Annotated in this window: 11 protein-coding genes; 10 read left to right on the plus strand and 1 reads right to left on the minus strand. The window is 60.0% G+C overall.

What is annotated here, in order from left to right:
- Positions 1-4 precede the first annotated feature (4 nt).
- The 3 genes from ACFSDX_RS05255 to dut all read left to right on the plus strand — a co-directional run bounded on the left by ACFSDX_RS05255 (position 5) and on the right by dut (position 3,599).
- The gene (locus ACFSDX_RS05255; protein ID WP_382312145.1) at positions 5-1,102 is read left to right on the plus strand and encodes a 2Fe-2S iron-sulfur cluster-binding protein; all 1,098 of its coding nucleotides are present in this window, start codon (positions 5-7) and stop codon (positions 1,100-1,102) included.
- 216 nt (positions 1,103-1,318) lie between these two features.
- A complete protein-coding gene (locus ACFSDX_RS05260; RefSeq protein ID WP_382312147.1) occupies positions 1,319-3,067 on the plus strand; it encodes a M3 family oligoendopeptidase in 1,749 nt (582 codons plus the stop codon).
- A 91-nt stretch (positions 3,068-3,158) separates the two neighbouring features.
- Positions 3,159-3,599, plus strand: coding sequence for a dUTP diphosphatase (gene dut, locus ACFSDX_RS05265; RefSeq protein ID WP_382312148.1), 441 nt, complete (start codon positions 3,159-3,161; stop codon positions 3,597-3,599).
- Positions 3,600-3,677: 78 nt separating this feature from the next.
- Here the strand turns inward: dut and ACFSDX_RS05270 are convergent, their stop codons facing one another.
- The gene (locus tag ACFSDX_RS05270; RefSeq protein WP_382312149.1) at positions 3,678-4,067 is read right to left on the minus strand and encodes a hypothetical protein; all 390 of its coding nucleotides are present in this window, start codon (positions 4,065-4,067) and stop codon (positions 3,678-3,680) included.
- Positions 4,068-4,163: 96 nt separating this feature from the next.
- Between ACFSDX_RS05270 and ACFSDX_RS05275 the strand changes: the two genes are divergently transcribed.
- From ACFSDX_RS05275 to ACFSDX_RS05305, 7 genes are all read left to right on the plus strand, one after another.
- Positions 4,164-5,138: a threonine ammonia-lyase gene (locus tag ACFSDX_RS05275; RefSeq protein ID WP_382312150.1), complete on the plus strand. Its 975-nt coding sequence runs from the start codon at positions 4,164-4,166 to the stop codon at positions 5,136-5,138.
- A gap of 118 nt (positions 5,139-5,256) precedes the next feature.
- Positions 5,257-6,267 carry a sugar phosphate nucleotidyltransferase gene (locus ACFSDX_RS05280; RefSeq protein WP_382312151.1) on the plus strand — a complete coding sequence of 337 codons (1,011 nt, stop codon included), beginning with the start codon at positions 5,257-5,259 and terminating at the stop codon, positions 6,265-6,267.
- 114 nt (positions 6,268-6,381) lie between these two features.
- Positions 6,382-8,196 (plus strand): tetratricopeptide repeat protein, encoded by a 1,815-nt coding sequence (locus ACFSDX_RS05285; RefSeq protein ID WP_382312152.1) that lies wholly within the window; start codon positions 6,382-6,384, stop codon positions 8,194-8,196.
- The gene (gene lolB1 / locus ACFSDX_RS05290) at positions 8,189-8,980 is read left to right on the plus strand and encodes a lipoprotein insertase outer membrane protein LolB1 (protein ID WP_382312153.1); all 792 of its coding nucleotides are present in this window, start codon (positions 8,189-8,191) and stop codon (positions 8,978-8,980) included. The genes ACFSDX_RS05285 and lolB1 overlap by 8 nt, the downstream gene beginning before the upstream one ends.
- Positions 8,981-9,240: 260 nt before the next feature.
- Entirely contained in the window at positions 9,241-10,734 is a 1,494-nt protein-coding gene (locus ACFSDX_RS05295; RefSeq protein WP_382312154.1) for a murein hydrolase activator EnvC family protein, read from the plus strand.
- A 732-nt stretch (positions 10,735-11,466) separates the two neighbouring features.
- Entirely contained in the window at positions 11,467-12,864 is a 1,398-nt protein-coding gene (locus ACFSDX_RS05300; protein WP_382312155.1) for an exopolysaccharide biosynthesis polyprenyl glycosylphosphotransferase, read from the plus strand.
- 50 nt (positions 12,865-12,914) lie between these two features.
- Complete coding sequence (locus ACFSDX_RS05305) at positions 12,915-13,661, plus strand: WecB/TagA/CpsF family glycosyltransferase (RefSeq protein WP_382312156.1); 747 nt, start codon at positions 12,915-12,917, stop codon at positions 13,659-13,661.
- The last annotated feature ends 12 nt before the right edge of the window (positions 13,662-13,673 follow it).

Genomic DNA, 13,673 nt, shown 5'->3' on the forward strand with positions numbered 1-13,673 from the left:
GCCCATGTCGTCGTACCTGACGCTGACCGTCGTCGCCCTTACCCAGGAAACCCCCGATACCGTTACCATTCACCTTGAGCGGCCCGACCGCCAGACCGTACCTAGCAAGCCCGGCCAGTTTTTGACCCTGCTGGTGCCCTGCGGCCCGGCCGGCACCAAGCCAGAGCGCCGCGCCTACTCGCTCAGCAGCACGCCCGCCGAGGCCCCGCGCCTGTCCGTAACCGTGAAGCGCGTGGCGGGCGGCCTGGTTAGCAACTACTTGCTGGATAGCGTAAAAGTAGGCCAGCAGTACGAGGTGCTGCCGCCGCTCGGCAACTTCGTGGTGCAGCCCAGCCCCAAGGCGGCGCGCTCACTGGTGCTCATCGGGGCGGGCTCGGGCATCACGCCGCTCATGTCCATGCTCAAGGCCATCCTCAGCGAGGAGCCCCAGAGCCACGTGCTGCTGCTCTACGGCAACCGCAATGAGGATTCGGTTATCTTTAAAAAGCAGCTCGATGAGCTGGAAGCCGGCAGCCGCGGCCGCTTGCAAGTCGAGCACGTGTACAGCCAGCCGCTGCGCCCGGCCGGGCCGCACCAGCACACGGGCCGCGTCAACCGCACCACCATCCTGCGCATCTTGGAGCAGCGCCACCAGTTTCCGGCCCCGCAGGCCGAGTACTACATCTGCGGCCCCGAGGGCCTGATGACGGAGTGCGAGGCCGCTCTGCAGCTGCTCAACGTACCTAGCAGCCGCATCCGGCGCGAGAGCTTTGTGGCCGCCGCCGACACGGCCGAGGCCAGCGCCACCCACGGCGACGTGCTGGCCGGCGACGACGACGGCCCCGCGAAGAGCCGCAACGTGACCATTCAGTACGAAGGCAGCGAGTATGTGCTGACAGTGCCCACCGGCAAAACCATTCTTGATGCCGCCCTCGACGAAGACATCGACCTGCCGTATTCGTGCCAGGCCGGCCTGTGCACCGCCTGCCGCGGCAAGTGTCTGTCGGGCAAAGTACACCTTGATGAGCGCGAAGGTCTCTCCGACTCAGAAATCGCTAAAGGCTATATATTGACTTGCGTGGCCCACCCGCTCACGAGCGACGTGGTGATAGAAATAGGCTAAGCCTGGGTAATCTTATTTAAATAATAGCCAAGCGCTTAGGTGCAGTTGGTAGCTATTGGTGTAACCATTCGGTAAGGCTTGGTGGTTGCAGTTTAGGCGGTGCAGCTTATTTTGCTATGCGGAAGCAGCCCGTCAGCTTGCCGCCGGGCGCTGTGCTGGCTAGCTGGTTTAGCAGCGCCCATACCCATTAGCGTACCATTTGCGTACCCCATTTCTATGCTGATATCAGAGGTTGATACGACTGCCCTGTCTGTGGCGACGGACACGGCGCGGCCCGCGCGCCACTACTTACCGGAGGAGTTTTACGTCACCGACTGGGCGGCGCTGGAGCCTTTTTTTCAGGAGTTGCAGACTCGCAGTTTGCCCAGTGCGGCAGCCCTCGAGCAGTGGCTACTCGACCGCTCGGAGCTGGAAGCCGTGCTGAGCGAGGACTTGGCGTGGCGCTACATCCGCATGACCTGCAATACGCAGGACGAAAGCCACGCCGAGGCTTTTCAGTTTTTTGTGCAGGAAATCGAGCCGCAGGTAGCCCCCTACGACCACGCCCTCAACGAAAAGCTGCTGGCCGCGCCCAACCTGCCCGAGCTCGATGAAGCGCGCTACGGCGTGTTTTTGCGCTCGGTGCGCCGGGCGTCGGAGATTTATCGCGAAGAAAATATTCCGCTCAAAACCGAAATATCGACCAAGCAGCAGCAGTACGCAGCTACCGTGGGCGCCATGACGGTAACGCTCGACGGCGAAGAGATAACGCTGCCCCGCGCCGCCGACCGCCTCAAGAGCCTTTCGCGCCCCGTGCGTGAGCAGGCTTGGCGGGCCATTCAGGCGCGGCGCCTGCAAGACAGCAAGCCGCTGGACCAGCTGTTTACTGAGCTTGTAGAGCTGCGCAACCAAGTGGCGTTGAACGCGGGCTTTGCCAATTTCCGCGACTACATGTTTGCCGCCCTGGGGCGCTTCGACTACACGCCCGAGGATACGTTTAACTTCCACGCGGCCATCCGGGCAACGGTGGTGCCGCTCATCGACGAGTTTGACGAAGCCCGCCGCAAGGCCCTGGCGCTGCCCGAGCTGCGCCCCTGGGACCTCGACGTGGACCCCAGCGGCAAGCAGCCGCTGCGGCCTTTCCAAACCGGCGAAGAGCTGTTGGAAAAGACCATCACCGTGTTTCAGCGCCTTGACCCCTTCCTAGGGCAGTGCCTGAGCACCATGCGCCAGATGGGTCACCTCGACTTGGAATCGCGAATTGGCAAGGCGCCGGGCGGCTACAACTACCCGCTCGACGAGACTGGCGTACCGTTCATTTTTATGAACGCTACCTCGTCGCTCCGCGACGTGGTGACCATGCTGCACGAAGGCGGCCACGCGGTGCATTCCTTCCTCACGCGGCGCCTGCCGCTCTCGGCCGACAAGCACCCGCCGAGCGAGGTAGCCGAGCTGGCCTCGATGAGCATGGAACTCATGAGCATGGACCATTGGGACGTGTTTTTTGATGACCCTGCCGAGTTGCGCCGGGCCAAGAAAACGCACCTCGAGAGCGTGCTCGAAACCTTCCCGTGGGTGGCTACCATCGATAAGTTTCAGCATTGGATTTACGAAAACCCTGCCCACACGGAAGACCAGCGCCACCAGCGCTGGACGCAGATTTTTCAGGAGTTTAACCAGCGTAGCGTGAGCTGGCGCGGCCTCGAAAACTTCCGCCCTTACTTGTGGCAGAAGCAGTTGCACCTCTACGAAGTGCCGTTCTACTACATCGAGTACGCGCTGGCGCAGCTCGGCGCCATTGCGGTGTGGCGCAATTTCCGGCAGGACCCCGCCGCCGCCCTGGCGGGCTACCAGCGGGCGCTGGCCCTAGGGTATACCCGGCCCATCGGCGAGGTGTACGCCGCGGCGGGCATTCGCTTCGACTTCAGCACCGAATACCTAACGCAGCTCGCCGACTTTGTGCGCGCCGAGATGGCGGCTATTTAGGTCAAGCATTTTATAAGAAAGACAAAAAGCCCGACTCACGAGCCGGGCTTTTTTGTGCGCCTAGGGCGGCTACAAGCAGTAATTTTGGCGGATGATGCTTACGATTCCCGTTATCAACCATTCGCAGCACGCGCTGCCGCAGTACCAAACGGCGCACGCCGCCGGCCTCGACCTGCGCGCCAACCTCCCCGATGGTTCTATTACCCTAGGGCCACTGGAGCGTCAACTCATACCCACGGGCCTGAGTCTGGCGTTGCCCGAAGGCTATGAGGCACAGGTACGGCCCCGCAGCGGCCTAGCCTACAAACACGGTATTGGCATCGTCAATAGCCCCGGGACCATCGACGCCGACTATCGCGGCGAGATTAAGGTGCTGCTGGTCAACTTATCTAATGACCCCTTCGTGGTGCAGGATGGCGAGCGCATCGCGCAGTTGGTAGTAGCGCGGCACGAAACCATAGCTTGGCAGCCCGTCGAGCAACTCAGCGAAACCGAGCGCGGCGCTGGCGGCTACGGCAGCACGGGTAAGTAAATAATGAGCAATGAACAAAGGGCAATGAGCAGACCGAATAATCAGTCTGCTCATTGCCCTTTGTTCATTGCTCATTGATTAATGTTGAGCCGAGGCCGCGTTGCGGTTTTGCTGCTGGCCGATGAGCTGGAGGTTACCGCCGGCCGACATGAGCTTCTGGCTTAGTTCGCGCAGCTTGTCGCCGATGCCGCCGCCGAAGGCGTGCAGGTTGAGCGCGGACTTGCCGGTGAGGTTGCCCAGCAGATAGAGCGACTTGGACATGGCCGTGGCGTCGTTGCTGCTGATGGCGCGGCTGAGCACTTCCAGTTCCTGCGCGATGGGGCGCAGCGCCGGGTCGTTGCTGCTTTGCAGGGCGCTGAGCCAGTTGTTTACGTGGCCCTGGCCGGCGCTGGCATCGTTGGTGAAGCCGGCGCTGGTGGCGGCAAACAGGCTCTGGATGCCGAGTTCGATTTCAAAAATGTAGTTCATACAAGCAAAGTACGGGATGGGACAGCTAACGCGGAAAGTCGGGTGGCAGTTTTTGCCCCAACTTTGCGCGAACCGCCAACCCGACCCTAGGTACGTATGAATCTCGTCACACTTTCTGACATCGAGCAGGCCCGCCAGCGGCTGCAAGGCTTGGCCCGGCGCACACCCCTGCTGCCCTTCGACGTGCCCGAGCTGTCCGGCGAAGCTATTTTCTTAAAACCCGAAAGCCTCCAGCCCATCGGCTCTTTTAAAATACGAGGAGCCGGCAACCGCATCATGGCCCTCACGGCCGAGGAGCGGGCGCGCGGCGTGCTGGCCTACAGCAGCGGCAACCACGCCCAAGGCGTGGCCTACGCCGCCCGCCAGCTGGGTTTGCGGGCCACCATCATCATGCCCACCAACGCGCCGCAGGTCAAAATAGCGGCCACGCGGGCCCTAGGGGCCGAGGTTATCCTCTACGACCCCGCCCTTGAAAAGCGCGAGGCTGTGGCTGCCCGGCTGCTGGCCGGCGCCGCGCACCCGCCCGTGCTGGTGCCACCCTTCGACGATGCCTACGTGATAGCCGGCCAGGGCACCGTGGGCCTGGAAATCTTGGAAGACCTGCCCGCCGTGGACCTGGTGCTGGCCCCGGTGGGTGGTGGCGGCCTGCTGGGTGGGGTAGGGGCGGCAATCAAGCTGCTGAAGCCCAGCGTGAAAATCATCGGCGTCGAGCCCGAGCTGGCCGCCGATGCGCAAGCCTCTTTCCGAGAGGGCCGGGTGGTGGAGTGGGCCGCCGCCGACACCAACCGCACCCTGGCCGACGGCGTGCGCACACTGGCCCTGAGCGAGCTAACCCTGGCCCACCTACGCCAGTACGCCGACGATGTGGTGACCGTGAGCGAGGCCGAGCTGCGCGCCGCCGCCCGCCGCCTGCTGCTCGAAGCCCGGCTGGTAGTGGAGCCCACGGCCGCCCTGCCGCTGGCCGCCCTGCTGCGACACCGCGCCAGCCTGCCGCCCAGCCAGCACACAGTGCTCATTCTCAGCGGGGGTAACGTGGACCCAGCGGTGCTGGCCGAATTGCTACATGACTAAATAGCACAGCCGAGTAGCAGCATACTAGGTTCGGGCGTTTCTTTGCGGCGAAACGATTTCAACCAAAACGAGTATCTGTCGAAGACAAACCTCTTTTACCCTTTCTCACCCCTCTCCAATGAAAATCATCGTTCCGATGGCCGGCATGGGCAAGCGCATGCGTCCGCACACGCTCACCGTTCCCAAACCCCTGATTCCGATTGCTGGCAAACCCATCGTGCAGCGCTTGGTCGAAGATATTGCCCAGGTGTGCGGCGAAGCCGTGGAAGAAGTGGCTTTTATCATTGGCCGCTTTGGCGCCGAGGTAGAGAAGAGCCTGATTAAGATTGCCGAGTCGGTAGGTGCCAAAGGCACTATTTACTACCAGGACGAGCCCCTAGGTACGGCCCACGCCATTCTGTGCGCCAAAGAATCGCTGAGCGGACCGCTGGTGGTAGCCTTCGCCGATACGCTGTTCAAGGCCGACTTCACGCTGGATAGCTCGGTGCCCGGCACCATCTGGGTGCAGAAGGTAGAGGACCCCAAGCCCTTCGGCGTGGTGAAGCTCAACGAGCAAGGCCAGATTACTGACTTCGTAGAGAAGCCCGAAACGTTCGTGTCGGACTTGGCCATCATCGGCATCTACTACTTCCAGGACGGCGAGTACCTGCGTGAAGAGCTGCAATACCTGCTTGACAACGACATCAAGGACAAAGGCGAGTACCAGCTCACCAACGCCCTCGAAAACATGAAGAACAAGGGCACCATCTTCGTGCCTGGCCAGGTAACCGAGTGGCTCGACTGCGGCAACAAGGACGCCACCGTCTTCACCAACCAGCGCTACCTGGAGTACCTCAAGGAGCGCGGCGAAAACCTGGTGGCCGAGTCGGCTACCATCACCAACTCGGTGATTATCGAGCCGGTGTACATCGGCGAGAACGCCATCATTACCAACTCGGTAGTGGGCCCGCACGTGAGCATTGGCAGCAAGAGCAACGTGCGCGATTCGCGCGTGTCGAACTCCATCATCCAGACTTCGGCCTCGATACTCAACGCTGCCATTACCGACTCTATGGTTGGCAACTTCGCCACCGTGAGCAGCAAAGCCGCCGACCTGAGCGTGGGTGATTATAATGTGTTGAAGGTGTGATTTTTTGATGAGTTCTGACGTTATCGGCGACGCGGCCCTCGGTGAGGGTCGCGTCGTTCGTCTTTATTCCCCCGTACTTTCGTGAGGCAGGCCCTAGCTTGCGCGAGAATAGCCATGCGTCAATTCATTGTGAGTCTGTTGGTTTTGGGGTTGTGCGGTCCGGCTGGTTGGGCCCAGAGCCGGCGTGCCTCGGCCGATAGCGCGGCCGTCATCCGCAAGCCCACCAAGCTCAGCCGCCAGGAAAAGCGCGAGCTAGCTAAGCGGGCCGCCGCCAGCAACGCCCCGCGCCCCGCCGCCCCGGTGCTGTCGGCCAAGGATAAAGAGATAAGCGAAGCGCTGTTCGTGGATGGCGTGAAGTACGTGACGCTGGAGGATTACCCCAAGGCCCTGGACCGGCTGCTGAAAGCCTACGCTCTCAGCCCCGACAACGCGGCGGTCAACTACAAGATTGCCGAGGCTAACCTGCTGAGCGGCAACCTGCGCGACGCGACCAACTACGCCCAGGCCGCCGTGCAGCTCGACCCCAAAAACGCGTATTACTACTTGCTGCTGGCCCAGGCGCAGGCCAGCCAGAAGCAGTACGATGCCGCCACGGCCACCTACGCCAGCCTGGTGCGCGACGTGCCCGGCTCGGGCAACTACCTGTTTCAGCTGGCCGACCTTTACCTGGCCCAAAACAAGCTGCCCGAGGCCCTAGGTACCCTTGAAAAAGCTCAGCAGCAGTTCGGCGCCCTAGACGAAATTTCCTTTAAGCGGCAGCAGATATACCTGCGGCAAAATAACCTGCCCCTGGCGCTGAAGGAAGGCGAAAGCCTCATCGCCAACAACCCAACCGAACCGCGCTACGTGCTGGCCCAGGCCGAAATGTACGCGTCTAATAACCGCCTACCCGAGGCCATCCGGATGGCCGAGCAGGCCTTGCGCACCGACCCCGACAACCCGCAGGCGCGGCTGATTCTGGCCGAGGTGTACCGCCAGCAAAACCAGCCCCAGGAGTCGGAAAAGCAGCTGAAGCTGGCTTTCGAGAGCCCGGCGCTCGACATCGACCAGCAGGTACGTATCCTGGCGGGCTACCTCAAGCAGTTGCCCAACGACAAGCTGAACGCCCTGGCCCTCGACCTAGCCGCCGCCACCGTGCGCAGCCACCCCAAAGAAGCCAAGGCCTACAGCGTGGCCGGCGATGTGCAAACCATAACTGGCAAGAAGCGTGAAGCCCGCAACACCTACCTCAAAGCGCTGCGCCTCGACAACTCGAAGTACCAGCTGTGGCAGCAAGTAGTGCTACTCGATGCCGAGCTCAACCAAGCCGACTCGCTGGTGACGCACAGCGACCGGGCCCTGGAGCTGTTCCCTAACCAGGCGCAGCTGTGGTTTTTCAATGGGGTAGGGCACTCGCTCAAGCAGCAGCCCAAGCAGGCGGTATCGGCCCTGGAGCACGGCCGTCGGCTGGCCGCCGGCAATTTGGAGCTGCAGGCGCAGTTTGATGCGCAGCTCGGCGATGCCTACCACGAGCTCAAGGACAACGCAAAGTCGGATGCCGCGTATGAATCGGCCTTGGCGGCGGAGCCCAACAATTACGGCGCCCTCAACAACTACAGCTACTACCTGAGTTTGCGCGGCGAAAAGCTGGAGAAGGCTAAGGAAATGTCGGGCCGCACCGTCAAGCAGTTTCCCGATAACGACACCTACCTAGATACCTACGCCTGGATACTGTATAAGCTGAAAGATTACGCGGGTGCCCGCACCAGTCTGGAGCACGCCCTCAAAACCACCAAAGATGCCGCCGTTATCGAGCACTACGGCGACGTGCTGTGGCAGCTGGGGCAGCACCCGCAGGCCATAGCTGAATGGCAGCGCGCCCGCAAGGCCGGGCCGGGTGCCTCGCCGCTGCTAGACCGCAAAATCAAAGACCAAAAGCTTTATGAATAAATCTGCTATCGTGCTCGCCGCCCTGGCCTTGGCCAGCTGTCACCGCGTGCCCTCGTCGTCGGGCAAGCTCGGGCCAGGTACCTCTACTGCCGTGGCGCCCGTGAAGGCGCCCGCTGGCGTAAAAGCTAATAACACCAATTTTCAGTACTTGAACGGCCGCGGTAAGGTGCACTTCAAACGTAAGGAGGTAGACCAGTCGGCCAACTTCAACCTGCGCGTGCGGCGCGATTCGGCCATTTGGCTGTCGGGTTCGCTGCTAGGTATTGAGGGCGTGCGCGCCCTGCTCACGCCCGACTCGGTGCGGGTGATTAATCGCTTGCAGAAGACCTATTTCGCTGGTGATTATGCTTACCTCAGCCAGTTGCTGAACGTGCCCGTAAGCTACCAGCAGATGCAGGCCATTTTGCTCGGCGACTATCAGCCTGCTCCCAGTGGCACTACCCCTAAGGTGACCACCGAGGGCACCAACCAGGCCGTAAACTACACGCAGGCCGCGCTGCTGCTTGAGCAACTGATTAGCAATGACTCGGGCCGTTTGCAGCAGTTGAAAGTGAGTGAGAGCGCCGCTCAGCGTAGCCTCACCGTGGCGTATACCGATTTTCAGAAGCCCGATGGCACCGACCTGCCTTTTGCCTACACTTCCAACGTGGTGGGCCAGCAGGGTGGCGCCGAAAGCACTTCCGCTACGCTCTCCTTCTCAAAAGTGGAAGTGGGTGCGGGGCACCTAGACTTTCCCTTCAGCATCCCGAAGGGCTTCAAGAAGGAAACCAGAATTAAAAAGTAGCGTCTGCTAACTTTGGTTGAAAACGGTCGTCAAAAGCACCCTAGGGTACTTTTGACGACCGTTTTGCTTGCGGTAGTTTTGGTGTAGCCAAGCCGCTACGACAGCAAGGCCAGGCTGACGCGGCCTAAGGCACAATGCGTAGGGCCCGTAGATTGGCCTTGCCACTGGGTTGACCTAGGGTGGCAATACGGCACTGCGGCGCTATACCCGCGGCGCGTGCGTTATTTTGCAGGGCGGTAGCTGGTGCGCCGTCCGCTTTTGTGACTGCTTCGTTGACAATTTCCAAGTTCTACTGCCTGCTCGGGCTACTGCTGCTGTTGGGCGCGCTGCCGGCCACTGCCCAGCGCCATGCGCGCGCCAAGACCAGCAAAGCCAAGCAGCCCGCCAAAGCCAGACCTAAAACGGCGACCCGCTCACGCACGCGCTCGCGGCCGGTCCCCACCCGCCGCCCGCGCCAGCGCGCCAAGTCGAAGGAGCAGCTGGAGCGGGAGCGCCAGACCAACCTGGCACGCATTCAGGAGGCGGGTAAAGTGCTGACCCAGACCACCCAGAAGAAAGAGGCGACCCTAGGACAGCTCAACGTCATCAAGGAAAAGTTGACGGTTAAGCAGGGGCAGATTCAGCACATTTCGACGCAACTGCAAGGTATCGAAACCAACGTGCACCAAACGGCGCGCCAGGTACTCACGACCCAGCAGCAGCTGGCCAACCTGAAGGTAGAGTACGCCCGGCTGATGTACGCGGCCTCCAAAACCAGCAGCGGCTTCAATCAGCTCATGTTTTTGTTTGCGGCCGAGTCGTTCAATCAGTTCGTGCTGCGGCTGCGCTACGTGCGCCAGTACACCGAGGAGCGCCAGAAGCAGGCGCAGCGCATTATGGGCGCACAGCAGCAGCTCAGCCACCAGCTTGATGGCCTTACGCAGCAGCGCCAGCGCCAAAAGAGCTTACTCACAACCCAACTAGTAGAAAACCGCAATCTCCTAGGTCTCAAAAGCGAGCAGGATGAAGTGGTGCAGCAGCTCAGCCAGCAGGAACAGGGTCTGCGGGCCGAGCTATCCCAACGCCAGCGGGCCGTGGCCCAGCTTGATGAGCTGATAGCCCAGCGTGTGCGCGAGGAAATAGCGCGGGCCGCCCGGGCCGCTCGCCTCGCGGCTGCGGCCGAGCGCCGCCGGGCCGCCCGCGCCGCGGCCAGCCGCGGCCGTTCGCGCGGGCAGCGCACCGAGTCGCCAGCTGACAACGACGATGACGCCGGCGCCAACCCCGATAGCGACGCGCCCGAAGAAACCTCGGCCGACCGTAACGCTAGCCGCGTGGCCCTCACGCCCCAAACGGCGCTGCTCTCTTCCAACTTTGCGGGTAACAAGGGGCGGCTGCCCTGGCCGGTGGCGCGGGGCTTTGTGGCGCAGCATTTTGGGCGGCATGCGCACCCGGTGCTTAGGCACGTGGTGGTAGAAAACCGCGGCGTAGATATCCAAACGGCCACTAATGAGCCTGTGCGCTCAGTGTTTGCCGGGCGGGTGCTGACGGTAGCGCAGGTGCCGGGCATGAACACCATCGTCATGATTCAGCACGGCGAATACTTCACGGTGTACGCTCGCCTGCGCTCGGTGAGCGTGCACGAAGGCCAGCAAGTAGACGCCCGCGATACTATTGGGAGCGCCGCCACCGACGCCGATGGTACCGCGCTGGTGCAGTTTCAGGTGTGGCGCAATTCGGCCAATCTCAACCCCGAAGGTTGGTTGGGACACAAGTAAGCAATGCCCTCGGACTGAGAGGTGGCTGAGCAAGGCAGCGCATAAATAACGACCTGGACTCAGCGTGGCATCAGCCCCTTGCCGGGGAGCCGGCTACCTGGCAAGCCAAACCTCAATTGGGGCTCGCACTGCGCAACGCTGGATGGCGGCCGGAGCACCTAGGCTTAACTTTTTGCCTGGACTGTGGGCAGCGCTATAAGCTGGCTGAATAGCTGCGGCTGGAAGCCGCCTCGTGAATGCGCCGAATGGTAGATTCCGAACCCTTATTCTTGTCAATGTCCAGTTAAAGAACTGGGAAATCACGTCGGAATAAGTTACCTAAAAATAAAGGTAAACTTTTTAGTCAATGCTTATGCCAGCCGATACCAGACTTATGGAAGAGAGCTGCACGAACTAGAGCGGTTTCGCAAGTACCAAGCTGTCAGAGATATAAAATTCATTATCCAACTACGGTAGGCAGCTTAAAAAAGTTATAGTCACTGTGTTTTCACTGGCGAGCTTATTACATATAAAAATATGTATGTTTTAATTTATTTTTTGGGTTAGCATAAAATTAATACTTGTATTATAATAAGTATTTAGAGTAATTATTGACCGGGTGGTATGAAAATTGCAATCGAGTAAATGCTTATCACAAAATAGTTAATCCGCGCTGCAACTGAGAGCGTATATTACCTGCATCCCAACCCGGGAGCTGTAGCTAAAATCTTAGTATAGGTCAATTGCAAAATTATGGTACTTTACGCTCGACGAACTCAGGTAAATCAGCTTCTGCTGCTTATTGTCGATGTTGTGCTCATTTTCGGAGCCTTCCGACTAATTAACTATATCCAGCGTAATGATTGGGAATTTTCGGGTGATTACCCCATGTTCTTCGCCATTTTCGCGCTTTTATGGTGGATATTGGCTGGGCAGTTTGCCAGCTCGGTGCCGCTTGACCGGCTAGCCACCTACGGCGAGAAGTTTTGGAGCTTGATGCGTACCGTACTGCTCCACGCGGTGCTGCTAACAACGGGATTATTGGTATTGCAGAAGCGTCTTTTGCCTATCCGGTATCTGCTGCTACTGTACTGCATGGCTGGGGCGGCCGTGGTAGTGGGCCGCTTATTTATGACCTTCCTGTACCGCACCTACCGCTACCGGTTTGCGCGGCCCCATAGCCGTTTCGTAATCGTAGGTACCAGCCGTAGCGGCCGTGAGCTACACAAGTTCTTGACGGTGCACGACCCATTAGCAAACCAGTGCCTAGGTTTTTTCACCGACACCCCGGCGCCCGAGGATGTGAAGCACCTTGTACTGGGCCAGGTAAGCGAGCTGAAAAACTATTGCTTGCAGGAGCAGGTCGATGAAATATATTTTGCGTTGCCCCTCAACCAGGCAGATTTTATCCAGGAGCTTTCGGGCTTTGCAGATGCCAATTTTATTTCTTTCCGCATTGTGCCTGACTTTGAAGGCACGCTGCACGAAGGCGTTAACGTGCACTACCACAGTGGTGGACCTATCCTAACGGTAAAACGCAACCCCCTAGGTATGCGGCCCAACCAGATAGCCAAGCGCATGTTCGACCTTGCTTTCTCCGGGTTCGTTATCGCCACGATTTTCCCCGTGGTGCTGCCAATACTGGCACTGCTCATCAAGCTTGATTCACCCGGTCCGGTTTTCTTCAAGCAAATGCGTCCAGGCAAGCGCAACAAGCTTTTCCCGTGCTATAAGCTGCGCACCATGCGTACCGACCTTAGCGGCACGGAGCTTCAGGCTACCAAGGGCGATGCACGCGTGACTCGGGTGGGCCGCTTCCTGCGCGCTTCGAGCCTTGATGAGTTGCCACAGTTCTTTAACGTGTGGTTTGGTCACATGTCGGTGGTGGGGCCGCGCCCAAACATGGTATCGCAGCTTGAGGAATATTCTAAGCACATCAGCACCTACGCGCAGCGCCACGTGGTAACGCCGGGCATCACGGGCTACGCCCAGGTGAATGGCTACCGCGGCGAAACCCGCGCCGAAGGTGCCATGGAAAAGCGCGTGGAATACGACCTGAAGTACGTGGAAAATTGGTCGCTGCTACTCGACGTTCAGATTATTGGCAAGACAGTTTGGAATATGATAGCTGGCGAAAAAAATGCTTACTAAGCATTGCATAGCGCTAACCAAGCCTTTTTATTCTATCATATTACCCAGCTATGCTAGCTAAGCAACTAGTCCTTGATTCAGGAATTTCTACCGGTTCGTTTGACGATTTTGTAGATAAGATTTTACAACTTGGGGCCGCCCGCAACTCGGCCTACGTGTGCTGCGCCAACGTGCACATGGTTGTGGAGGCACACCGTGATGTCAGCTTCCGCCAGGTGCTTGACGAGGCTAACCTCGTGACGCCTGATGGCGGGCCGGTAGCCAGCGTGGCCGGTTGGCTGAGCGGCCGGCCCCAGGAGCGGGTAGCCGGTATGGACTTGCTACCCGCCCTGCTCGCCGAAGCTGCTCGCCGGGGGCAGTCGGTGTACTTCTACGGCACTACCGACGAGGTACTGCAAGCCATCGTGGACCGGGCCAAGCGTGAGCTACCCACCCTGCGCTTGGTGGGCACGTGCGCGCCTCCGTTCAGGGCGCTGACCCCGGAGGAAGAGGAAGCGCACGTTGCCGCTATCAATGCCGTGGACCCCGACTTGCTTTTTGTGGCCCTAGGCTGCCCTCGGCAAGAGCGTTGGATGGCCGCGCACCGTGGTAAGGTCAAGGCGTGTATGCTCGGAGTAGGGCAGGCCTTTCTGGTGTACGCTGGCATGGAGCAGCGCCTGCCCCTGTGGGCCCGCCGCTTGTGGCTGGAGTGGGCCTATCGGCTCTGGCTGGAGCCCCGCCGCCTGTGGCGCCGGTATCTAATCACAAATTCCCGCTTCCTCTACCTGCTGGCGCGCCGCACATTGGCGGGCACCTAGGAGAGAAAGCGA

Origin of the sequence: Hymenobacter bucti (assembly GCF_042681145.1) — a bacterium.
In the GTDB taxonomy this organism is placed as follows: Bacteria; Bacteroidota; Bacteroidia; order Cytophagales; family Hymenobacteraceae; genus Hymenobacter; species Hymenobacter bucti.